Annotated in this window: 25 protein-coding genes and 1 pseudogene; 15 read left to right on the top strand and 11 right to left on the bottom strand. The window is 63.4% G+C overall.

Annotated elements, in window-relative coordinates; all coding sequences use genetic code 11:
* Nucleotides 1–4 precede the first annotated feature (4 nt).
* The 6 genes from DP107_RS03200 to DP107_RS03175 all read left to right on the top strand — a co-directional run bounded on the left by DP107_RS03200 (nucleotide 5) and on the right by DP107_RS03175 (nucleotide 5,887).
* Nucleotides 5–1,021, top strand: coding sequence for a hypothetical protein (locus tag DP107_RS03200; protein ID WP_144260667.1), 1,017 nt, complete (start codon nucleotides 5–7; stop codon nucleotides 1,019–1,021).
* Nucleotides 1,018–3,075 carry a VirB4 family type IV secretion system protein gene (locus DP107_RS03195; protein ID WP_238330754.1) on the top strand — a complete coding sequence of 686 codons (2,058 nt, stop codon included), beginning with the start codon at nucleotides 1,018–1,020 and terminating at the stop codon, nucleotides 3,073–3,075. The genes DP107_RS03200 and DP107_RS03195 overlap by 4 nt, the downstream gene beginning before the upstream one ends.
* A complete protein-coding gene (locus DP107_RS03190) occupies nucleotides 3,068–4,246 on the top strand; it encodes a phage NrS-1 polymerase family protein (RefSeq protein WP_144260666.1) in 1,179 nt (392 codons plus the stop codon). Before DP107_RS03195 ends, DP107_RS03190 begins: the two co-directional genes overlap by 8 nt.
* Nucleotides 4,247–4,541: 295 nt before the next feature.
* A complete protein-coding gene (locus DP107_RS03185) occupies nucleotides 4,542–4,859 on the top strand; it encodes a type II toxin-antitoxin system HicB family antitoxin (protein WP_144260665.1) in 318 nt (105 codons plus the stop codon).
* A gap of 189 nt (nucleotides 4,860–5,048) precedes the next feature.
* Nucleotides 5,049–5,315, top strand: a complete 267-nt coding sequence (locus DP107_RS20455) for a type II toxin-antitoxin system VapC family toxin (RefSeq protein WP_202877314.1) — start codon at nucleotides 5,049–5,051, stop codon at nucleotides 5,313–5,315.
* A 233-nt stretch (nucleotides 5,316–5,548) separates the two neighbouring features.
* Nucleotides 5,549–5,887: a hypothetical protein gene (locus tag DP107_RS03175; protein ID WP_144260664.1), complete on the top strand. Its 339-nt coding sequence runs from the start codon at nucleotides 5,549–5,551 to the stop codon at nucleotides 5,885–5,887.
* On the opposite strand, the gene DP107_RS03170 is transcribed toward DP107_RS03175, so the two are convergent.
* From DP107_RS03170 to DP107_RS03140, 6 genes are all read right to left on the bottom strand, one after another.
* A complete protein-coding gene (locus tag DP107_RS03170) occupies nucleotides 5,863–6,108 on the bottom strand; it encodes a type II toxin-antitoxin system RelE family toxin (RefSeq protein WP_394348522.1) in 246 nt (81 codons plus the stop codon). The two genes, DP107_RS03175 and DP107_RS03170, sit on opposite strands and share 25 nt — an antisense overlap.
* 62 nt (nucleotides 6,109–6,170) lie before the next feature.
* A complete protein-coding gene (locus DP107_RS03165; protein WP_144260661.1) occupies nucleotides 6,171–7,478 on the bottom strand; it encodes an RNA-guided endonuclease InsQ/TnpB family protein in 1,308 nt (435 codons plus the stop codon).
* A 196-nt stretch (nucleotides 7,479–7,674) separates the two neighbouring features.
* Entirely contained in the window at nucleotides 7,675–7,851 is a 177-nt protein-coding gene (locus DP107_RS03160; RefSeq protein ID WP_238330752.1) for a hypothetical protein, read from the bottom strand.
* Between the two features lie 52 nt (nucleotides 7,852–7,903).
* Nucleotides 7,904–8,224, bottom strand: a complete 321-nt coding sequence (locus DP107_RS03155; RefSeq protein ID WP_144260659.1) for a GDP-mannose 4,6-dehydratase — start codon at nucleotides 8,222–8,224, stop codon at nucleotides 7,904–7,906.
* Nucleotides 8,225–9,505: 1,281 nt separating this feature from the next.
* A complete protein-coding gene (locus DP107_RS21210; RefSeq protein ID WP_338072720.1) occupies nucleotides 9,506–10,177 on the bottom strand; it encodes a sugar phosphate nucleotidyltransferase in 672 nt (223 codons plus the stop codon).
* Between the two features lie 405 nt (nucleotides 10,178–10,582).
* Nucleotides 10,583–11,647 carry a glycosyltransferase family 2 protein gene (locus DP107_RS03140; protein ID WP_394348516.1) on the bottom strand — a complete coding sequence of 355 codons (1,065 nt, stop codon included), beginning with the start codon at nucleotides 11,645–11,647 and terminating at the stop codon, nucleotides 10,583–10,585.
* On the opposite strand from DP107_RS03140, the gene DP107_RS03135 reads away from it, so the two are divergent.
* The gene (locus DP107_RS03135) at nucleotides 11,588–12,754 is read left to right on the top strand and encodes a transposase (RefSeq protein WP_144260655.1); all 1,167 of its coding nucleotides are present in this window, start codon (nucleotides 11,588–11,590) and stop codon (nucleotides 12,752–12,754) included. The two genes, DP107_RS03140 and DP107_RS03135, sit on opposite strands and share 60 nt — an antisense overlap.
* A gap of 136 nt (nucleotides 12,755–12,890) precedes the next feature.
* On the opposite strand, the pseudogene DP107_RS21350 reads toward DP107_RS03135, so the two are convergent.
* Nucleotides 12,891–13,115: pseudogene (locus DP107_RS21350) on the bottom strand (DUF5615 family PIN-like protein); the annotation flags it as partial.
* On the bottom strand, nucleotides 13,112–13,390 hold the full coding sequence (locus tag DP107_RS03130; protein WP_144260654.1) for a DUF433 domain-containing protein: 279 nt from the start codon (nucleotides 13,388–13,390) through the stop codon (nucleotides 13,112–13,114). The gene DP107_RS03130 and the pseudogene DP107_RS21350, both read right to left, overlap by 4 nt.
* Before the next feature lie 178 nt (nucleotides 13,391–13,568).
* Here DP107_RS03130 and DP107_RS03125 point away from each other — a divergent pair, with 178 nt between their 5' ends.
* The 5 genes from DP107_RS03125 to DP107_RS03105 all read left to right on the top strand — a co-directional run bounded on the left by DP107_RS03125 (nucleotide 13,569) and on the right by DP107_RS03105 (nucleotide 15,594).
* A complete protein-coding gene (locus tag DP107_RS03125; RefSeq protein ID WP_144260653.1) occupies nucleotides 13,569–13,859 on the top strand; it encodes a DUF433 domain-containing protein in 291 nt (96 codons plus the stop codon).
* A 2-nt stretch (nucleotides 13,860–13,861) separates the two neighbouring features.
* The gene (locus DP107_RS03120) at nucleotides 13,862–14,206 is read left to right on the top strand and encodes a DUF5615 family PIN-like protein (RefSeq protein ID WP_144260652.1); all 345 of its coding nucleotides are present in this window, start codon (nucleotides 13,862–13,864) and stop codon (nucleotides 14,204–14,206) included.
* Nucleotides 14,207–14,332: 126 nt separating this feature from the next.
* A complete protein-coding gene (locus DP107_RS03115; protein ID WP_144260651.1) occupies nucleotides 14,333–14,689 on the top strand; it encodes a hypothetical protein in 357 nt (118 codons plus the stop codon).
* Nucleotides 14,690–14,764: 75 nt separating this feature from the next.
* Nucleotides 14,765–15,091 (top strand): UPF0175 family protein, encoded by a 327-nt coding sequence (locus DP107_RS03110; RefSeq protein WP_144260650.1) that lies wholly within the window; start codon nucleotides 14,765–14,767, stop codon nucleotides 15,089–15,091.
* Nucleotides 15,088–15,594 carry a twitching motility protein PilT gene (locus DP107_RS03105; protein WP_144260649.1) on the top strand — a complete coding sequence of 169 codons (507 nt, stop codon included), beginning with the start codon at nucleotides 15,088–15,090 and terminating at the stop codon, nucleotides 15,592–15,594. Before DP107_RS03110 ends, DP107_RS03105 begins: the two co-directional genes overlap by 4 nt.
* Before the next feature lie 82 nt (nucleotides 15,595–15,676).
* Here the strand turns inward: DP107_RS03105 and DP107_RS03100 are convergent, their stop codons facing one another.
* From DP107_RS03100 to DP107_RS20655, 3 genes are all read right to left on the bottom strand, one after another.
* Nucleotides 15,677–16,108: a DUF4129 domain-containing protein gene (locus DP107_RS03100; RefSeq protein ID WP_144260648.1), complete on the bottom strand. Its 432-nt coding sequence runs from the start codon at nucleotides 16,106–16,108 to the stop codon at nucleotides 15,677–15,679.
* Nucleotides 16,109–16,110: 2 nt separating this feature from the next.
* On the bottom strand, nucleotides 16,111–17,730 hold the full coding sequence (locus tag DP107_RS03095) for a hypothetical protein (protein WP_144260646.1): 1,620 nt from the start codon (nucleotides 17,728–17,730) through the stop codon (nucleotides 16,111–16,113).
* Nucleotides 17,731–17,904: 174 nt separating this feature from the next.
* Nucleotides 17,905–18,423 carry a hypothetical protein gene (locus tag DP107_RS20655; protein WP_238330751.1) on the bottom strand — a complete coding sequence of 173 codons (519 nt, stop codon included), beginning with the start codon at nucleotides 18,421–18,423 and terminating at the stop codon, nucleotides 17,905–17,907.
* A 37-nt stretch (nucleotides 18,424–18,460) separates the two neighbouring features.
* On the opposite strand from DP107_RS20655, the gene DP107_RS03090 reads away from it, so the two are divergent.
* From DP107_RS03090 to DP107_RS03080, 3 genes are all read left to right on the top strand, one after another.
* A complete protein-coding gene (locus DP107_RS03090; RefSeq protein ID WP_238330750.1) occupies nucleotides 18,461–19,552 on the top strand; it encodes a DUF58 domain-containing protein in 1,092 nt (363 codons plus the stop codon).
* Nucleotides 19,549–19,923 carry a hypothetical protein gene (locus DP107_RS03085; RefSeq protein WP_144260645.1) on the top strand — a complete coding sequence of 125 codons (375 nt, stop codon included), beginning with the start codon at nucleotides 19,549–19,551 and terminating at the stop codon, nucleotides 19,921–19,923. Before DP107_RS03090 ends, DP107_RS03085 begins: the two co-directional genes overlap by 4 nt.
* Before the next feature lie 272 nt (nucleotides 19,924–20,195).
* The gene (locus DP107_RS03080; protein WP_144260644.1) at nucleotides 20,196–21,704 is read left to right on the top strand and encodes an MATE family efflux transporter; all 1,509 of its coding nucleotides are present in this window, start codon (nucleotides 20,196–20,198) and stop codon (nucleotides 21,702–21,704) included.
* The last annotated feature ends 463 nt before the right edge of the window (nucleotides 21,705–22,167 follow it).

Genomic DNA, 22,167 nt, shown 5'->3' with positions numbered 1-22,167 from the left:
TCAGATGTCAGTCCACGACCCAACCAAACGGATTCCGAACGGCCTGAAGGCCGAGACCAAACTGTTCGGGCGCTACAGCCTGACCGACCTCGCCGTCGGACTGTTCCCGGGGGTGCTGGTCATCCTGGCGACGCAACTGCTCGTCCCGGACGCCGTCATCGGTGGTATCGCTATCCAGACGCTCGCGCTTCCACTCGCGGGCGCTGCCGTGCTGGTCGGGGCACTCTTCGTCTATCTCACGCCGAGTTACACGGGCAGTCTCGACTGGTTCGGGACACTCGTCGGCTACCGGATGCGCGCGCACGACCACGACCACGAGGCGGCGAAGGGATTCACGCTCATCGAGCGGGTCGATGTCGAAACCGATACGATCGAACGAACCGACGGCGCCCTCATCGGGATGGTGCAGGTCGACCCTGCGTCGATGGCCCTCGCGACGGCCGAGGAGTGGCAGGCACAGGCCGGGGTGTTCGAAGACTTCCTGAATACGGTCGTCGAGTTCCCGATCCAACTCTACGCGACCACGCAGGCGTTCCCCGTCGAGGAGTATCTCGGCCACTACGAGGAGCGACTCGGCGACGCGGACGTGAAGGCGAACCCGCAGCTGACCGCGCTCGTCGAGAGCTACATCGACTGGTACGGCGACGAGCTCGAAGCCAGGCGGATGACCATCCGCGACCATTACGTCGTGGTCCCGGTCACGCCTGAAGAGGTCAGCTTCGAGCGCGAGAGCATGGTCGAACGCCTCTCCGTAATCCCCGTCCTCGGCGTGTTCATCCGCGCGGTTCTCGCTGGCGGTGAGGCCGAACAGCACGCCGCGATGGTCGAAACGCTCGATGATCGTCTCGCTCGCACCGAGCGGGGGCTCAGAGAGATCGATGGCTGTGGCGCGCGGCGCGTGCCCGCAGCGGACGCGGCCCTGCTCGTTGCGAAGTTCTGGACCGGAGAGGAGCGCGAGTACGGCGATGCCCCCGAGTCGGTATTCGGCCGGACACCCATCGTCGGCGGGGTGGGCCCATGATCCGACGGCTCCTCGGTCGTCGAGGTGCGGACGACGAACGGGACGACCCGGATGAGTCAGGAGATATTCCCGAAACAGAAGACGCTCGAGCAGAGACAGGCGGGGGTATCGGAGAAGGACGCGGGACATCGAGTGCCGGCCTCCCTGCTCCTGGTGATGCACACCAGTCGATCCTCGCGCCGTCGACGGTCACCGAACACGCGAACGGTGTCGAGACGGGACGTACGTGGACGCAGTCGCTCTGGATCGCGGGCTACCCGGACGAGCCGAGTGACGGCTGCCTGGAGGGGTTGTACGCGACGAGTGATACGCGCCGGACAGACATCGCCATCCACCTCGACCCTCGGGAAACGCACGCAACACTCGACTCGCTGGAGAACCGCATCGAGGACCTGCAAGCTGACCTCGACTATCTGACCGACAAGCAGCGAGCCGGTGCGCGTGGCGTCCAGAAGGATCTGGAGGATTACCAAGCGCTCTACGACGTGCTCCGGAACACGCCCACGCGGGCGTTCGACGTCTCGATGTTCCTGACCGTCCGCGGTGAGGACCACGAGACCGTCGAACACGATGTCGACTCAGTTCGGAAGGCCGCCCGACGGGCGCCCGCGAACCTGACACCTGTGACACCACGGTGGGCCCAGCCCGCGACGCTCACCTCGTGCAGTCCCGTCGCGGTCGACCAACTCGCGGAGTCGATGGAGACCACCACGCCGATGCTCGCGGGTGCGGCGGGCGCACTGTTCCCGTTCGTCGCGGGCGCACTCGCCGAACCGGGTATCGAGTACGGGACGTACGCGCTCAACGAGAGCCCGCTCATCCTCGACCGGTTCAACCGCTCGACCGGCTACTGCATGATGACGATCGGAAAACTCGGCGCGGGCAAGTCCTTCGGGACGAAACTCCAGCTCGTCCGTCGCGCGATGTACGACGAGGATACTGTCATCGTAATGCTCGACCCGATGGGTGGCTTCGCGGGCGTGAGTCAGGCCCTCGGCGGCGAGCGCATCACGGTCGGCGGGCGTCGGGGGCTGAACCCGCTCGAACTCAAGCCGACGCCCGAGTCGATCCTGCGGAGCGTTCCTGATCTCGACCCGTGGGCCCAGCAGATTACCTGGGTGATGACCTTCTTCGAGACGTTCTTCGAACACGTCGCGAACAATCCGCTCGGCGAGCGCAAGCAGACGCTTCGTCGGGCGGTACAGGAGGCCTACGAACGCCGGGATATCACGCGCGACCCGGGCACGCACGACCGGGAGTCGCCCACCGTGACGGACGTGATCGCGGTGCTGGAGACGATGTTGGAGGACCCGCGGGCGTTCGGCTACGAGACAGCCGGTGAGCAGGACAGCGTCCGTGCGGACGTCCAGTCGCTCCTGAAGGATCTCCGCCCGTCATTCCGGGCCGATGGCGATCTCGCACACCTCGCGCAGCCGACGGCGTTCGACCTCGATTCGAAGGTCGTCTATCTCGACCTGCGCCAAGAGGAGGGCAGCCGTGGTCGCTCGGAGACGGGCCTGATGATGCAGGTCCTGTTCAACGCGGTGTACGAGCGAGCGAAGGCGACCGAGAAGCGGGTCCTGTTCGTCATCGACGAGGCGCACTACCTCATGTCGGATGCGACCTCGCTCGGATTTCTGGAGACGGCCGTGCGACACAGCCGGCATTACGACCTCTCTCTCCACTTCGTTACGCAGACGGGCGGTGAGTTCACGCTCACACCGGAAGCCCGGACCATCGCGAACCTCTGTTCGATGACGGTCATCCACCGGGTGGACGAGGAGGCCGAGCAACTCGCCGAGTGGTTCGGGCTGAGCGAGCGGGAGGTCGCGTGGGTCCGGACCGCGAAGGCGGGCAACGACGAGGACGGGTACTCCGAAGCGTTGCTGGGAGTGGACGAGGAGGGCTGGTTCCCGATCCGCGTTCGGGCGAGTCCGTATGAGACACAGGTCATCGACGGGTACGTTGCGGAATCACGTTCCGAGGCTGACACGGTATCCGAGGCGATGGCCGAGAACGGTCTGTCCATCGGCGAAGAGGTGGCCGATGACTGACAGTGCGTACCCCCAGCCGACGGCAGACGAGATACCGGATGCCATGACTGCCCGTGAGCAGTGGCTCTGCTGGCGGGAAGAAGAGCGGGACGGTAAGCCGACGAAGGTGCCGATCAATCCCGCGGATGGCAATTGGGCCTCGACGACGGATCCGGAGACGTGGAGTTCGTTCGACATCGCGTACGAGTTCGCGACCGAGTGGAACTACGGCCTCGGGTTCGTCTTCACCGAGATCGACCCACTCGTCGGTATCGACCTGGACGACTGCCGCGATGCCGAGAATGGGCGGCCGACCCCAGTCGCGAAAGAGATCGTCGGTGCGCTCGATTCGTACACCGAGGTCTCACCGAGCGGAACGGGATATCACGTCATCCTACAGGGGCGGCTTCCAAACGACCGGAACCGTCGTGGGAAGGTCGAGATGTACGAAAAGAAGCGCTTCTTCACCGTAACCGGCGACCATGTCGAGGGGACGCCCAAGTCGGCGAAAGAACGGCCCGAGGAACTCGATGAGGTATACGATGAACACATCGGTGTGGAGACCACGTCGGTCGGGAACGAGCAAGCCTCTAGTCAGTCGTCAACGCCCGTACTCTCGGATTCGGAGCTCATCCGACGGGCGGGCGCCGCGAAGAACGGCGAGAAGTTCCAGCGACTCTGGCAGGGACAGACGACTGGCTACGCGAGTCAGTCGGAGGCCGATATGGCGCTCTGCTGTCTGCTTGCCTTCTGGACCGGTGGCGATGCGAAGCAGATGGACGCGCTGTTCCGTGACTCGGGGCTGATGCACGAGAAGTGGGATGAACAGCACTACGGCGACGGCTCGACGTATGGTGAGGTCACCGTCGCGCGGGCTGTGGATGTGACGGACGAGTTCTACGAACCGGCGAGTGGGGACGGAGCTGCGTCTGCTGGTTCGCGACCGTCATTTCGTCAGCCCCAACAGCGTGGGCAGCGAGCCTACGATGCGGAACGGATTCGGTTACTGGAACAGCGAGTGCAGGAACTGGAGGCGCTGCTCGGGCTGAAAGAGGAACGGATCCAGATGCTGGAAGCAGAGATGGGAGATGGTGAGCCTGCGGTTTCGGAGCCAACTGTCGACCAGATGGGGGAGGAGTCAGATTCCGTCTCCGAGGACTCGAATTCGCTCCTGCGGCGGCTCTTCGGATGATCACCTCGGAGGTCGGCCTGAACGACATCGTTGATGTCGACCAGGTCGTGTGTTTGCGACCCGTCGCCGGCGCCGGTAATTGCTTGTTGTTTCAGGCCTAGTCGGCCTCTGACGGACCTGGCGAGCGGCTCCGTGGCACCAGGCAACCTCGATGAATGTCTCGGGTACCCTCCAGTGAGGCCGATTTCGGGTTGCGCAAATGATTAAAGAGTGAGCACGGGGAAGCATAGGATACGAAACGCGAGTGTGCCAGCCACAGATCGACATGGCGGCACGATATGCGGGACAATCACTCATGAGCACGAATAGCGATCGTCCGACGGCGAAACGAATCACGCTGCTCTACGATGATGATGAGGGCCAGTGGCTTGCGCGTGACGAAACCCGAAAGGTCACTGCCCGGTCATCCACTCGTGAAGATGCGCTCGAAGCCCTCGATAAAGCAGTCGTTCGTGCTACTACAGAGGGCCACGAGATCGTAGTTGACTCGGATGATCCGTTCTTTTCCGCGCCGTCGTTCTCGAGTGGCCAATCCGATGTCTCCCAGAACGTCGATGAATACCTTACACAAGACTCCTCTCGTGGGGATTCTGTGCCTGATGAGGAGTCCTGAGAGCCGATGAGCGGTATCGAACCGTAACCAATCTTCGTCGATACCGGGCCGTTCTACGCCCGATTCGACGAGGATGCTGCGTTTCATGAGCGGACGATCGAACTCTTCGAACGCATCCGGACGGGGGACCTACTCTATCGTCCGGTGTAGACCTCCCGATATATCCTCGCTGAAACGACACGTCTGCTGGTGCAGCGAGTTAGCCACGAGGCAGCCAGCACGGCGCTCGGAGCGATTCGAGCTGGAGGATTGTTCACCGTTCTCGATGTCGACGAGGACCAGTTCGAAGCCGCCTGCAACCAGTTCGTGCAGTACGACGATCAGACGATCACGCTCGTCGACCATCTCAGTAGCGTGCTCGCGGATTCGAAGGACGCCTCACACGTCTTCACGTTCGATACGGACGACTTCCAGACGTTGGGTTTCGATACCGTTCCGGATGATATCGACAGTTGACGGACGGTTGCAACAGACCCCCGAACGAGTCGGGCGGCGAACGCTGGCACTCGCGTTGTCGTGGTTGATCCCGCCGATCCCGTCCTGAATCGGGATCGGCGTGGTTCGATGGCCAGGGCTCTCGCGTTCAGCGACGATCGGAGTCGGCGTCAACCGTGGCCGGCGCTCTAGTTGAATCAGGTACCTATAGCGGACAGGGACTCGATGCCCTTGCGGAGTGAGAGTCGTGGGTCGTGGCCGAGTTGCTCGCGCGCTTTCGCGATATCCGCGACGCTGTGGTCGATGTCGGCCGGACGCGGGTTGGCGTGGACGATTTGGGAATCGGTGTTAGTGGCCTCCTGGATAGTCTCGGCGAGGTCGAGGACGGAGGTTTCGGTGCCCGTCCCGATGTTGTCCGCCTCGCCGACGGCGTCGGTCGTGGCGGCGCGGAGGTTGGCTTAGACGATATCATCCGCGGAGATGGGCTCGTCGTTCCGAACCTGTTGGAGGAAGATGGGGATGACGTCAGAGGGAAGCACCGAAGTGGCGCTGTGGGCCTTGCTCGCACTCAGGGTGGTAGATGGCGGTCGTAGATATTCCGGCGATGCCCGACGGCTTCGACGACGAGGCGGTCGTCGTCTCGGTCCCAGGTGATGATGGCACGATAGTCGCCCGCACGGAGCTTGTAGTACGGATAGCCGGTCAGCTTCTCGAGTCGATGGGAGGTCCAGTCCTTCGCCTCGTCGAGTTTCTTGACCAGTCGCTCCTGGGCTTCGCTGTCGAGGCCGTCGAGCAGATCGAGTGCTTTCGGTATCCAGTCGACCTCATTGACATCCACCCACCCCTGAAGAGGCGGGATTCCTCCGCTGGGGATGGCTATACTGACCCCACGGAGGCAAGGTTCCCGTCGCCGGTACTCCGGTTTGTGCGCTCCTCGTTGGAATTTGTCCGCTGTAGCGGGGCGGGTGTGGTAGGCCGCCATTCGTGATTGTCCCACGTGAGGCGCACGGGCCGTGCCATCGACCCGACTTCGAAGTGGGTGCCTGCCTGGGCTTCGAGGAAGGTCCGCGAGGCACCGAGGTCGGCGTGTCCTTCATAGCCGCACGGACACCAGAATACATCGCCGGTACGTACCGTCTCGTCGCGCTCACCACACGCTGGACACTCCGCAGTGGTGTACGCTTCCGACCGCACTTCAACCGTAATGCCGTACTCCTCGGCGGTCGTCCCAAGGCGGTCGATGAACGAGCGATACGCCCAGAACTGGTGGGTTTTCTCGTTCACTCGTGCCGACCAGTGTTCCGACAGCACATCGCTGAGGTCGCCCACATACACCCTCGCCACGCCCTCGTCGTACAGACGCTCCAGCAGGTTCCGCACCAAGGCGTCCTGTGCGTGGTCGCGTCGGCGTGCGCGCTTGCGGTAGAGGCGCCGAATCTGTCGGCTGCTGTACCGGCCCTCGCGAAGTTTCGACTGCAGGCGGGCGATCTTTTCGGTAGTTTCGCGGAAACGGGCGAACAAGTCACGGCCCTCGTAGCAATACTGCTGGCCGGTCGTGGTCGTACAGGCGACGAGGTTGTTCGCGCCTACGTCCAAGGCAGCCGACTCATCAGCTACTGGTGAATCCTGTCGAGAATCGGGTACGGTGACAGGTTGAAAGGCCCTGAACGTATCGTCTACCTCGTCGTAATACAGTTCCAACCGACCCGGTTCGCCATCCCACTTCGGAGCGCCACAGACCTCTAACCGTAGGCGGTCGTGGTAGCCAAGCCCGAACTCATCCTTCAGGTCTTGGCCAACGGGGATTTCGAGTCGGCTCCGCTCGCAGGTTTCGAGGGTGTACTGGTCGTTGCGGATGTACGTCCGCAACTCCCTGCCGTCGTCTTCGTTGCCCCAGTAGCCGGGTGGGGCGGTGTCCTCGCCGTCCTCGCGGGCAGCGAAGAACGACCGCCACGCCTCGCTGTTTTTGCGGATGACCTGCTGGGCGGTTGCGGAACCGAGGACACCGATGTACCGCTTGCGGTAGTCGGCGGTATCCCAGACACTATCGCCATCGAAGAAGTTCTGGCGGCGCTCGTAGTTCAGCTCGTTCCACAGGCTGGCAGATGCGTCCAACAGCTCGCGGAGCAGCCGCTCGTCTTGCTCGGAGAGGGGGCGCACCGCGAACGTGTTGGTTCGCCGCATCAAGCCTGCTTACCTCGTAATCGCTAATAAATTCTCACCCATTCAGAATGTCTGCTGGAGGTAGCACTGTCACTAATAACAACCCTGCACGGGGAGACGACGGAGAACGTAGAGACCCTCCAGACTGAGCTAGACAACGCGGACTGCGTGGCTCCGCTGTCGCTCAGAATCCCCTGCATGGGTGGACTTCCGCTTGCTATCTGTCATCGATACCGAGCCGTTCCTTCACATCGTCCTGCGACACCGTCTCACCCTGCTCTCGCTGCTCGCGGCTCTCCGCGAGATGGTCGAGGGCCTCCTCGGACAACTGCGTCGGGGGTTCGACCGCGTCCCGAAGGGCGTCGCGGATGAACCGCGCGGCGTCTGCGTACATGATGTCGAGAAAACGCATTTTCGACGGTACAGAACCGAACGGACGCCGTCGTTCAACTCTCAACCGCCATAGCCATCGACGCGATACCCTCCTGCAGCGACACCTGTGGTTCGTACCCCAGCCGCTCGCGAGCCTTCGAGATGTCCGCGACGCTGTGGTCGATGTCGGCCGGCCGTGGATTGGTGTGGATAATCTCCGAGTTGGTGTCGGTGGCCTCCTGGATGTTTTCGGCGAGGTCGAGGACCGAGGTTTCGGTGCCCGTGCCGATGTTGTACGCTTCGCCGACGGCGTCGGTCGTGGCGGCCAGCAGGTTCGCTCGGACCTCGTCGATGTGGACGAAGTCGTGTGTCTGCGTGTCTTCGCCGCCACTCAACTATCGGCCGGCCCTCGGCTGAGCGACCCCCCATTTCGAGACGACTGCGCGATTTTATCCGTGGCAGATGGCTGAATCTGGACCATGTTGGCCGCGTCCAATCACCGACGGACTGCCCTCACAGTGTCTCCCCGCATAGGCCCACAGGTCACCCGTCTGCAGTTGGGGTCCACCGGACGCCAATCCGACTGTAGTGAAGTAACGACCCCCGTCGAGCGGAAGGGGTGGTCGTGGTGAACGTAGAGCGGTTGCGGATGCACTTCGTCCAAGCGCTCACTCGCACGCGCGACGCGGATGTCAGGCGACACGTGGCCGCAGCGCTGGCGGAACTGTCGCCGAGCGGGAAGCCCCCACTGATCACCTGTCCGCGTTGCGGAGCGGTGGGCCTTCCCGAACGAATCAGTGATCACGATTGTACGGAGGAGAGTTGAGTCACCTCGACGGTTGTAGCCGTGTGAAGAGATCGCGTGCCTATAGGAGCGCGCGGACGAGGCGACGACGTGCAACGCGGTCGAGAACGGGCAGCGGAGGTTTGATCAGGGGATGTACGTGGCCGCCGAGCAGGCAGAAGAATGGCCTTCGCGAATCGATACAGCGGGTTCCGACAGGACTTCACCGATTGCTGTGGGACATCAATATCGCCGCTGAGGTGATTGTTGAACAGTCGTTCGTATGGTGGTTCTCGCCTTTGAGGTTCTATACTCTTCCAGAAGGCAGTACTGTCTGAGTACATCGGGCGTTTCGAGTCGGAACGACTCCCTATCTTGTTCTTCTGGTACCACTGGGAACGCACCCGCTGATCTGGACGCCACTGTCGATTGTGACGTTCGGGCCGACCAATGTCCCCGGCTCCGCCGTGGTGCCACCATGGGCGGTGACACGGTCAGCGAAGACCGCCCCGAGGTCCCGATTTTGATACACATGCCCCTCGAACGTCACCTCGGCGGGACCCCCTGGGACGGTCGTATTCGGTCCGAGGCTGACATCCTCGCCTGTAACGCATTCAATGAGTGTCGAGCCAGCGCCAATTCGCGTGTCCGCGTCGATGATGGAGCGTTGGACGGTCGTGTTCGAGCCGACCGTCACGTTCCGTCCGAGGGATGTCTTCAGGCCGATGACGGCTTTCGGGCCGACCTCGCAGTTCGGTCCGACGAGGGTCGGTGGTTGGAGGACAGCATCCTCGTGGACGATCGCCGACGGGGCGACATAGAGTCCGCTGTCGATTTCCGGTACGTCGACCCGGGCCGTTTCGAGGACACTGCGAGTGAGGTCGATCAGGTCCTAAGGGAAGGTTGCGTCCGTCCACAGGGCATCCCTCTGGATGCCGTACACTGGATCGCCCCGTTCGATACGGTGCCCGATGGTTGTGGGAAGCGCGAGTTCGCCCTCGTGCATCGGGGTCTCAGCGAGCGTGTCGAAGATATCCAGCGTGAGGCCGTATACGCCGGCATTGATCAGCTGATACTGGCCACTTTGTGGTTTCTCAACGAGGTCAGTCACCCTCCCGTTGTCGAGTGTCACTGCTCCGAAAGTATGTGCCTCCGGGTGTTCCATCGCGGCTATCGTGGGGACGCCCCTTTCGGTGAATGTATTAGTTACATCGGCGAGAATCTCCTGACCGATGATCCGGTCTCCGTTCAACACAACGAACGGCCCGCTAACGTGATTACGTGCTTGGAGGAGGGCATGTCCACTCCCGAGTTCAGACTCCTGCGTAACATATTCGATCGGGGTGTCGCGGTAACTCGGGCCGAAGTGTTGTTGAATGCGCTTCCGCCGGTATCCGACGACAATGATGATTCGCTGAATATTGATTTCGAGAAGCGTATCGAGGACGTGTTCAAGGATTGGCCGGTTCCCTGCCGGGAGAAGTGGCTTCGGCCGGTTGGTGGTGAGGGGCCTGAGCCGCCGTCCCTCTCCACCTGCGAGAACAACACCAGTAGAGACGTTCATTACATGTTCTACTACCTTATTCAGGAATCAATTTTCGGGTTGCTGGTCGCTTGGTAGGATGATCGGGCTGTTATGATATGCGCTGTCTGATTTATTGCTGGTATATACCTAGTGAATTAAAACTCCATATAATCCGACTATAATCAATTTCCATATATCAAAATATACGCGATTAGCGGTAACTGGTCACGAAATCGTGTTACCGGATGCAACCAGGTCGACAGCGTGCTGCTACCCGTATCCAAAGAAGGATGACTGTTCACATGCCCCTGCAGAGATTCCTGCTGAGTATCCAAATCCATGTACAAGAGCCCTCCAGAGAGCAGTAGAGGTCTGATCAAATAAGCCCAAATGTATCAGATCCCGGTAATCGCTACTATGCGGATGAATTCTCAGAGTTCCGCCTCACTCCGCAACGGAGCTCAGGAAGAACGACGAGAACACCAGTTGAACACCAAGTACAACAGCAGTCATCGCCGCTATATTGATCATGAGTACGGGAAGCATCGTAAATCCACTCGCAACCCAGCGGACACCCATCAGCACCACGTAGGCAGCCCCTACACCGAACACCAATAGCCCGGCAGTTGCTCCATGCTCCAGTTGCACTCGGCCAACGATCCAGTCCGTCACTGGATCGGACGGAGCCTGAATCGGGTCACTCGTCACGGTCGCAAACACGGCGAACGCAGCTATCTGAGCGCCGGTGAGGGTAAGTAAACTCCCGCCGACCATCGTATGCAGCCCGAACGAGGTCGCCCCCAAACTCACGCCAGCCAGACAGAGCGTCATGAGCAGTCCACCGAGCCCCATCATCGCCAGGCCAGGCAGCGAGAACAGGTATCCCGGTGCGTTCACCAGCATGAACCGGACATGCCGCCACCCATCGCGGAAGCTATCGAGTGTCGCCTCACCCTCCCGCTCGTGATAGACGATCGGTCGCTCCTCGATCACGAGCCCGCGGGCCCCGGCGTCCATGATCAGCTCACTGGCGAACTCCATGCCATCGGAGTCCACCTCCAACGTCTCCAGGGCGTCCCGGCTGAATACCCTGAACCCGCTATGCGCGTCGGACACGCCAGCACCGTAGAACGTATTGAGGAACTTCGTCAGAAGCGGGTTCCCGATATACTGGTGTAGTGGGGGCATCGCGCCGGACTTGATCTCTCCGTCGAGGCGGCTCCCCATGCAGATGTCGGCGTCACCGCTCCGGACCGGTTCCAGCAGACGTGGAATCTGCTCGAAGTCATAGGTCGTATCCGCGTCGCCGATGACGACGTACTCCCCGCGGACACGCTCGAAGGCATATCGGTATGCGTAGCCGTAGCCGGGCTCGTCCGGCTCGACGACGATGGCGCCGTGTCGGCGTGCGATTTCAGGCGTTCGATCGGTCGAGCTATCACCGACAAGATGCTCGACAAGTGCGACGAGCAATGGAACGCGTTCTACACCCAACTCGACAACTACCACGACCCGGAACACGACCGCACGGAGAAACCCGGTCTCCCCGACTGCTGGAAGGAAGACGATGACCGCGTCCTCAAGCCATGCATCCGCAACGACGCCTACACCGTTGAATGGGGCGAACGCAGTCGGATCGAACTCGCACTGGGCAGCGAACTGAAAGAGAAGTACGGCATTCCTCTCAACCAGCGACTCCGCGTCCCAATCCGAGGCAACCCGAAATGGGACGGCAAGGGCGGTCGGTTAGAACTTGTGTACGAGAGAACCACCGAATCATTCACGACACGTCAACCAGTCACATTCCTGCACGACACAACACGGGCCACAGACTCCAGCGACGAGGAGTGCGTGGCCACCGTGGATGTCGGTGCCAACAACTTCGTCGCCGTCACGACGACCGCTGGCCACCAAGCCGTCTTCCACGCCCGTCCACTCTTCGACCGCTTCCACGAGTACACCGAGCGCATCGCGGAACTGCAGTCCCAACTCCCCGACGACGAGTACACGAGTCAGCTAATCGAACGCCTGTACAGTAAACGGAAGGCGCACCGCGACCACGCCCAAGACGCCCTCGTCCGCTACCTCGCCCGTCTCTTCGGTGAGTGGAACGTGGGCGAGGTGTACGTCGGCAAGCTCGACGACGTGCGGGAGAAACATTGGAGTGCAGCCGTGAACGAGAAGACGGACTTGTTCTGGGCGCACGGCCGATTCCGGCGCCGGATGCGCAAAGTCCTCGAAGAGGAATGCGGGATTCGCGTCCACGAGGAGTCCGAAGCGGGCACGTCAAGTCGCTGTCCGCGGTGCGGCGAGGAAAAACACGTGGGGCGGAGCGGCGACGTGTTTCAGTGCGGTGAGTGCGGTTTCGAGGGGCACAGCGACGTGGTGGGGAGCGAGAACTTCCTGCAGGACGTGGTTAGTGATGATGTTGCGCTAGCAGGGCCGATGGCTCGGCCCGCGGTCTCCGGCCAGAACAGGCCTGAGAACGGACACGCTGATGTGCTACGCCTCGAGTGGGACGATCACCGGTGGCAACACCGTGATCATTCGAGCAAAGAGGAGCCCGCAAACCGGAGTACCCGCGAGGGGAACTTTGCCTCCGGGGTCTCGGCATAGCCGAATCACCCACGGAGGAATCCCACGGCTTCAGCCGCGGGAGGAAGTCAACCCCGACCAGTTGTTCCTGATCGTAGTACGTCGATATCTCGTGAAGGATAGCGGCCAGTTGCTTCGCCGACAAACTCTGGTCCGGGAAGTACAGGAGCGCCCCATACGCGGACTCTGAGAAGTCTGTCCAGAAATCGTCGTCGTAGGTGACGATAACCCACCCCTCCTCGCGAGAACGCTCGGCCAGTTTCCGATCTGAATCGCCCTTGTTCAGACTTCCACTCACCTCGACGTGGAGTACCTCGTGCCCGTAGTTCTCCAGCCGGTGGTACACCTCGTGTTCCAGATTCTCGTCGAGGAGGAACCTCATTCGGGCTTTTCGAGCGTCTCCATCTCCGAAGCGACCCGCTGGCGCCGCTCCTCGATCTCCCGCATCTCCTCGGGGTGGCGGTGGTAGTAGGCCAGCGCCTCGTACACGTCCGCCACGTCGAGATTCAGCCGTTCCGCGACCGTCTCCGGGCGCAGCCCTCGCCCCTCGACCCGGGCGTGGATGTGCTGGACCGTCACCCGACTCCCCTCGATGTGAGGCTCGTCGTGAATCTCGGACTCATCGGCGGTGACGATTTTCGACTTCGCGACTGCCATACCCGGAGATGTGGCATCGCGGCACGTAAGTCCTCCCCCGCCTCGTCTGAATCGTTCACCTCGCACGCATCCCGGCGTGCTCGGAGATATATTGACGCCGGGCGGGGTTCTGTTCCGTCAGGACCCGGAGCGAACCATAAAAATGGATTCAACTCGTGTGAGCACCTGAGTCGACGCAATGACTACGAAGCCTTCTCGAATCGTTCCCGGCACGGAGTCGGAAATTCACGAGGAGCCCCACATCCAGGGAAGTCGAGTCACCGTCAGGGATGTCCATGCTCGAGTTGAGCAGCGAGGACTCGCACCGGAGCGGGTAGCCGAACGGTACAACCTCGACATCGCCGACATCTACGAGGCGCTGGCGTACTACCACAACAACCCTGCGGAGATGCGCGAGGTCGAGGAACGTCACGAGCGTGCCGTTGCCGAGGCCAAGGACCGATCGTCCCTGACGCCACCTGATAATTGAGGATGGCATACCGGCTCATTCTGGACGAGAACGTGGAACACGAGGTGTTCCACCGCCTCGAGAACTACGGCCACGATGTCGAACACGTCGATTTCGTGCCCGAACTCGGGAAGGGGACATCCGACCGCCCGATCGCCGAGTACTCCCTCGATACCGACCGAGTAATCGTCACGTACGACGACGATTTCGTGCTGAAAATCGACGAGGACGACTACCGGGCAGTACGCTCCGTCGGCGACGAGACGCTCTCCATCAAACAGGTTGCCGACGTCGTCCACGCTGTCACCACGACCTACCCACAGGAGGAGCTGGATGGGCTCGAATACGTCGGCGAAGACTGGCTCTGAAGGCCTCCAACACGACGCGCGAGTGTTCGCGTCCCCTGGTCCGAACCAGCAGGATTCGTAGATTTGTGTTCACTAGCGTTACCACCTGTGAGGATTACTATTGTCATCGGGGTTCACGGGAGGTGCATGAGCGACTCGCCCCCGACGCACCCCGCAGCGGACCGGGACACCAAGCAAGCCCGGCTCAAACACCCGAGCGGCATCCTCCACCTGATGCAACACGAGAGGGTGCCCATCCTCATCGACGCGATTCTCGATCTTCCCCCTGGCCGGGAGTTCAACAAGAGCGAACTTGCCGATCACGCTGGTGTGACCCGGCAGACGGTCGGTACATACACCGACCTGCTTCTCGAGGTCGACATCATTGAGGAGGTGCCGAACACGACGCCACGCCGATACCGGCTAGCCTCCAGCGATGTCGTCAAGAAACTCTTCGCCCTGAGCAGCGCCCTGAACGCTGCCGGAGACCAGGACCGGCAGTAGTACCCCGGTGTTCTGAAACCCTACCTTCTCCGGCATAATTCATATACTGCATGAAGGCCTCTCTTGAGACGAGGCATGTCCCGAACCACCGCGACCATCCCGGATGACCTCACCGATCTCATGGAGGGGGCCGTCAAAGCAGGTATCTTCGAGAACAAGAGCGACGCCATCCGACACGTCCTCCGTGAATACTTCGAGGAGAACCAGAACGCCCGAATAGCGGCTGCGGTCTCGCTGTACGAGACCGAGGATATCACGCTGGGGACCGCCGCGCGGCTCGCTGCTGTCAATCGGTTCGAGATGCGAGACATCCTGCGGGAAGAGGGCGTCGAACTACGGCTCGGACCTGAGGACGTGGCGGCTGTACGAGACGAGATCGAGGCCGCCCGGGATCTCGAATGACAGAGGTGCCGAGAAAGGCGACCGTTCTGAACACGACTGTTCTTTCGAACTTCGCTCACGTCAACCACGTCGAGTTGTTGCTGGGGTTACCCCGGGTCGTGACGGTTGACGCTGTATCTACTGAACTCAACGACGGAATCGAGACTCATCAGTATCTCGAGCGGGCTCTGAGCGCACTCGAAGACGGAATCCCCGTGGTCACCCCGTCACCGCCAGCACAGAAGCTGGAAGAGACACTTCTGGAGACCCTGGACCCGGGGGAGGCGCAGGCGTTGGCCGTCGCAGCGGAGGCCGAGGGGACGGTCGTGACCGATGATGGAGATGCACGGACGGTTGCCGACCAGCGTGGGATCGGGCTAACCGGATCAATCGGTCTGTTGGTTCGGTTCGTCGAAAACGACCGGATCGCGGCCGATACAGCGGATACGTATCTGAAGCGGTGGATCGACGAGGCGGGCTTTCGATCTCCCGCTCGGGATTTCCGACGGTTCCTCGGCGAATGACATAGATCTCCGCCCCTACTGTCGGCATCGAAACTTACGATTCCGGGTGGTCGAATCGTGATCGTACGCCATCGCACGACGATCAGTCGTCGGCCCCGGCCGCCTCAACGCCCGAGTCTCCCTCATCGAGCGCCGCGCGAACGCGCTCCAGCACGGTCGCAGCCGTCTCCTCGTCGGGCGCCTCACCCGCGAAACTCACGCGCTCGAACGCCTCGGTCACCTCGCGGAGCGCGTCGAGTTGGGCCTCCGAGAGCCCGCTGTCGGCGGCCATCCGGTAGAACTCCCAATGTGTCGCCGGCCCCTCCGCCACTGCCAGTCCCTGCCGGAGTGCCGCGTACCCGGAGAGGACGGCCCTACTGTACGCCCCCGCAGACAGCGCGTCCCGGACCGCCGTGATATCAGGACTCCGGTCCGACTCCTCACTGGTGTCACCGGATACGGGTGTTGCCCCGGTCGGCTGCTCGGAATCGTCACCGCTGGCTACCGTCCCCTCACTCGTCCGCCGTCGACGCATGATCACGAAGCCACCGGCGACCAGCAGCCCGAAACCGACGACAGTCCCCCCCCGACTGCAACCGGATTCGACCCGACGAAGGCGACGATACGATCGCCCACACCTGACTCAGCCGCGACACCGCTCCGAACCGACACCGCCTGTCGTGTCCGAGCACTCTCTAAGTTCGTCCCTGTGCCGTCGTACGCCACGACCACGCTGAGCGACGCCTGGCCGGCCGCCGGGGACGACGCGTTCGGAACCGTCACCGTCCCGGGGTAGTATCCACTCGCGTTCGTCCGGAGCGTCCTGACTTGCTGGCCACCGATCCGAACCGCGACCTCCTGTTCGGGGATGCCCTCGCCCTGGGCCAGCAACCGCCCAACGACACGGACGCGCCGCTCGCCCGTCGCTGTCTGCACCGCCCGCGCATCGAGCTGGGTCGCCGACGACTGGACGCGCACCTCCTGCCGAGTTGGTTCGACGACCACCGCACGGCCGGCCGACGGACCACGCACGCGGAGTGGCTGCGTGCCGGGCGCGACTCGCACGGGTAGCGGCCCTCGGAGCGTAACGCGTCCATCCGGGCCAGTACGACTCGTCACCAGTTCCCGCCCGCCGAGCGAGGTTGTCAACGGCACCCCAGGCAGTGAGGTGTTCACGCCGTCAGCAGCGAGTTCGAGCGTCGCAATCCCACCGACCGTATCACCGTACCGCACAGTCCCTGTCACGTCCTGAAGCGCGACGGTCGCCACCACAGGCTCCACCGTCGCCTGAACCGACACGTTCGCGGCCCGGTAGACCGAGGCCGCGGGCGGCACGTACCGGACCGACAGCGTCCGGTTGCCTGTCCGCACGGTCGTCGGCTGGTACGACAGCCGGTACTCGCCGGAGGCGTTCACTGCCGCCCGCGTCCGCGATACGACGGGGGCATCCCGTCCGGGCCCCGTCGCAAGCACGACGCTTCCGTTGGGTACACGACTCCCGTTGGACGTCTGTACCGTGCCCGAGACAACCAGCGGGTCCCGGGCGGAGATGTTGCCCGTACCCTCCCGAGTCGCCGTCATCGCCGTCGGGAGGAACACGGTTGTCACCACCGTTTTGGTCGTGTTCGAGACGTTCCGGGTCGCCAGCCGGGTGTTCTGCTCGACGGATTCAAGTGAAACACCAGACCGGTTGCTGACCTCGGTCGCCGACCGCGAGACGTTCGTCCCCGTGCGCTGGATGTCCCCACGCAGTTCGAGCAGTTCCCGCGCCAGTTGCCGTGCGCGGCTGGTGTTGCCGTTCCGTCTCGCCTCCTGATACTCCTGATACGTCTGCCGGAACTCCCGTGTCTCGTTGGCGAACTCCTGCTGTTCTTCCTGCAGGTCACGGTACGACTCGGCGGTCTCCGAGTCCTCGTCGTCCCCATCTCGCCCGGTCACGTCAACGTACTTCGACAGCGCGTCACCGTACTCCCCATCCGCATCCAACTCTTCACAGGCGTCGTAGTTCCCGACACGAATACCCTCGGAACAGTCGACGGAGATCTCGCCCAGCTGCCCGGCAAGGACCCCACTGACCCTGGAGAGGTCCCCATCTTGATTCGTCTCGTCTGGGTCCTCGTGCCGGACGGTCGTGTTGTTCGCCTGCTGGGCCGACACGGCCGATCCCGCTCTATCCAGAACAACACCGTCAGTAGTATCGGTCCCAACCCCGGCGGCCGTCGTCGTTCCGGCACCGGCCGTGGACGGCACACTCATCGTGACCAGCAGGAGCGCCATCACGACCATTGCGGCGCGACGTGTCACACTCGTCCCGACCGAGGCCCCAGGGCATCAAAGAGGCTCCGCCTCGCATCGCGGAGGGAAGCTTTCAACCATACCACCCACCTGCACCGCGGTATGCACGCCACGCGCCGTGCCCGGGCGGTCGCTGCGACCGCCGTCGTGCTGGCCGCCCTCGCCGTGGGCTTCGAGCGGCCGGTCCTCCTGTTCGGGGCCGCCGTCGTCGGCGCGTGGCTCCTCGCCCACCAGTTCCTGTTCGCCCGCCGGGCGGCCGCGCTCGACGAGCGCCTGACCGTCGACCAGTCGCTCACGCCCGCTCGCGTCGCGACCGACGACCCGGCGACGATCACTCTCTCGCTGTCCGCCCCCGACGGCAGCCCGCTCGACATTCACGCCGACGGCCGTCGCCCAGTGGCCGGCGTCGCGACCGACGAGGGCTCGACGACGACCACGCTCGCCCGCGGCATGACCGAGGCAACCACCGTCTTCGGCGTCACCGTCCCGGTCGCTGGTGGTCACACGGTCCCGCAGGCGGAACTCCACCTCACCGACGGCCGCGGCCTCTTCCACGAGACGGTCGCACGCGGCCCGACACCAAGGCTCACGGTTGAGCCGCGCGCCGCGCAACGTCCACGTCGGCGCCGGCGGCGACTCGGTTGCGGCCGCCTACGGCGAGCACGACGCCGGCCGAATCGGTTCCGGACTCGAGCTCGTCGAGATCAGACAGTACGTCGCCGGCGACGAGGCCAAGCGTATCGACTGGAAGGCGACCGCCCGGCTGAACGAACCCCACATCCGCGAATTCGAAGCCGAAGCCGACCGGACGACGGTGCTCCTGCCCGACCACCGGGCGGCGACCGGGCGCGGCCGCGACGGGCAGCGGGCCCTCAACTATCTCCGGGAGGTCGCCATCGCGTATCTGGAGAGCGCCCGCGAGCTGGACGACCCGCTGGGCTGCTACGCCGTCGGGGACGCAGGCGTGACCGTCGCCGAGCCGCCGAGTGCCGACCTGGAGACGTACGCGACCATCCGCGAGGCACTCACCAACCTGACGCCGACCGCGCCGCACGGAAGCGCGGATGGCAGCAAAGCATCCCGGTCCGGGACGCTCCGGCCCCCAGAGTACGGTCGCGGGGCCCGGACGCCGGCCTCGGCCCGCCGTGATACGACGGCACTCGCCGACGACGAGTCGCCGTTCGCGACGACGCTCCGGCCGTTCCTCGAGGCGGCCGACCCGTACGTTGACCGCGTCGAGGCGGACCCGCTGTTCGCGACCGCACGGAGCCGGCTGACGCGCCTCCGGGGCTCGACCTGGACGATCATCCTCACCGACGACGGCAACCGCGCGGAACTCCGGGAGACGGTGAAGATAGCCCGCCGGGGTGACGACCACGTCGTCGTCTTCCTCGCGCCGCGGGTGCTGTTCGACCCGGACGCGATGACCGACCTCGACGCCGCGTACGACCGGTATCTCGACTTCGAGGCGTTCCGACGCGACCTCGCGGCGCTAGACCGGGTCGAGGCGTTCGAGGTGGCCCCGGGCGACCGCATCGGGGCGCTGCTGGCCCAGCGTCGGCGGCAGCGCGAGGGGCCGCGGGAGGCCGGTAGTAAGGAGACCGTCGACACCGGTGGCGCCGGCGCGAATGGAACCGGCACGGCCGAGAATCCCAACGCGGCGCCCGGGGGTGGCGACCGATGAGCGCCGGGACGGCGACCGCCGGCCGCGCGACGCGGGTCCCGTTGTTCGGCCCGGTGTCCGTGGTGGTCCTCCACCTAGTCGCCCTGCCCATCCTCCCGGCGAACCCGCCGCTCGTGCTGTTCGCGGCGTTGGAGGGCGCGTCGCTACTCATCTGTGCGTTCTCGCTGGCCGGCATCGGGGCTGCCCTCCGGACGACCCTCGTCTGCTGGCTCATCGCGCTCGGGCTGTTCGTGACAGTCAGACTGGCCCAGCGCGGGACCGACAACCTCGCGCTTGTCGCGCTGACGCTGGTGCTGACCGGGACGCTGCTCGGGTACGGGCTCCATCGGTACGAGCGGGTCCGGCTCGGGCTCGTTTCGGACGGAGGGTGACCTTCACGCGGAACCGCCACCCATAATATGGCTAGACTGTCCAGCGCCGACCCCTGCGGTGTGAGTGGTCGAGTAGCAACTGCGAGGCGACCGCCCACCGCTTCAGGAGTGGGCGGAGGTCGATTCCGGATGGAGACGTGTTGATAAAGAAGAGGTCAAGTACGACAGGGCCTAACGGTGTCACGACTGAGAGCTGTGAATCGATTCTACGTCAACAGCGTCGATACGAGCTTGCTGTGTGGCGCCGGCGCAGTATGTGGTGAGATGGATATTTGAGTCTCAGAAATCGTCTCAGTGGACTGTTCAAGGGACAATCGGAACTGGACCTGACTGACGGGTCGATTCCGAAGTCGTTGTTCTTCCTCTCGCTGCCGATCGTCATCACCAATCTGCTGCAGGTCAGTTACAATCTGGCCGATACGTTCTGGCTCGGACGATACAGCACGGAGGCATTAGCGGCGATCAGCCTCGGGTTCCCGCTGGTCTATCTGTTCATTTCGCTTGGGCTGGGGCTAACGGTCGCTGGCAGCGTTCTCGTGGCACAGCACACCGGCGCCGACGATGCGGCGGCCGCCGAGTACGCCGCTTCGCAGACGGTCAGTCTGACGCTCTTGGCTGGGATGGGGTTCGGAATGTTCGGGTTCGTGTTCGTCGCCGATTTACTGCAGGTCTTCGGCGCTGAGCCGGCCGTTCTGGGGCCGGCCACCGACTACATGGAAGTCATCAGTCTCGGGCTTCCGTTCCTGTTCGGATTCACCGTGTTCATCGCGCTCATGCGAGGGGCCGGCGACACCATCACGCCGATGTTCGTCATGCTTGGGACGGTGGTCCTCAACATCGCTATCGATCCGCTGCTCATCTTCGGCGTGGGACCGATCCCCGAACTGGGCGTCGAGGGGGCGGCGATCGCCACCGTCCTGTCGCGCGGGTCGGCGATGATCGTCGGGCTCTGGCTCATGCTACGCGGCTCGCACGGCATCCGAATCAACCCACAGGAGATGATCCCCGATGCCGAGTACGTCCGGAAGATCCTCCGACTTGGGGTGCCGGCCTCCATCGAGAACACCGGTCGCGCGATCTCCGTCAATGCCGTGTTGGTCATCGTCACGTTGTTCGCGACGCCAGTCGTCGCCGCGTTCGGCGTCGGGATCCGCGTGTTCTCGATGATCTTCATGCCCGCCATCGCGATCGACCGCGGCGTCGAGACGATGACAGGGCAGAACATCGGCGCTGGCCGGCAGGACCGGGTCGTCGCCACCAACCGGTTCGCCGCCAAGACGTCGTTTCTCATCCTCTCGACACTGGGCGTCCTGACGTTCATCTTCGCTCCCGACATCATCCGCCTGTTCGATGACTCGCCGGCCGTCGTCGCAGAGGGGGCGACTTTCCTCCGGTGGATCGCGCCCACGTTCGGCTTCGTCGGCGTGTTGCGAGCGTACAGTGGGGGGTTCCGCGGCGCTGGCAAGACGCTGACCGCTGCCGCCATCGCGGTCCTGCTGTTCGGCTTCATCCGCCTGCCCATCGCCTATATCGCCTCCCAGGATCTCATCCCGGTCGATGTCTGGTTCCTCGGGACTCGCACCCCGACCGGAATCTGGTTCGCGTTCGCGGTCTCCGGCATCATCGCGGCCACCGTCGCGGCCAGTTGGTTCGAACTCGGAACGTGGCGCGGGACGGACCTCAGCGGCTCCTCGGATGACGCCGACCAGTCCGGTGGCGACGCCACGCAGGGGGAGAGTGTCGGCGAGACGGATCCGGGGCCCACCACGAGCGAGGCCTGATCGCCGCCCGTCGAACCGAACCCCGGACGTTGCCGGGGTCTCGCAGTCGGTTCCGAGGCCGACCGTAGTCGGCCCAAACACTCGGAACGTTGCCATCCCCCATGGCTAAATCGTGGAGCTTCGGCCTTGTGGTTCTATCTTTGTTCGAGGAGAGGATCCCGCCGTTCACGGCGGGCGTGAATCCGACAACGCCCCCACAACCCACGTTCAGCAACAGTACGTCAACTGGCAGTGTGTCGTAGCATGACATGCACCGAGGCGGCCACACCGCCGACTCAAATGCACAATATCGGGACTCCGAGGCCCAGAACGTTCGAGACACACGCTCGAACCGCTGTGGCGTCTCGGGTACGGATAGCTCCGAGTCCCCATGTCGGGGATAAGGGGTAACGGCGGTGCGGTGCCGTGGGAAGCCTCGCCGTTTACCGCGAGGAGGAGGTTACCACTGCGGGACTCTCACTCA

The organism is Haloglomus irregulare, assembly GCF_007421925.1.
Classification (GTDB): Archaea; Halobacteriota; Halobacteria; order Halobacteriales; family Haloarculaceae; genus Haloglomus; species Haloglomus irregulare.
Note: the sequence above shows the minus strand (reverse complement) of the source record. Positions and strands in the feature narration are given on the sequence as shown.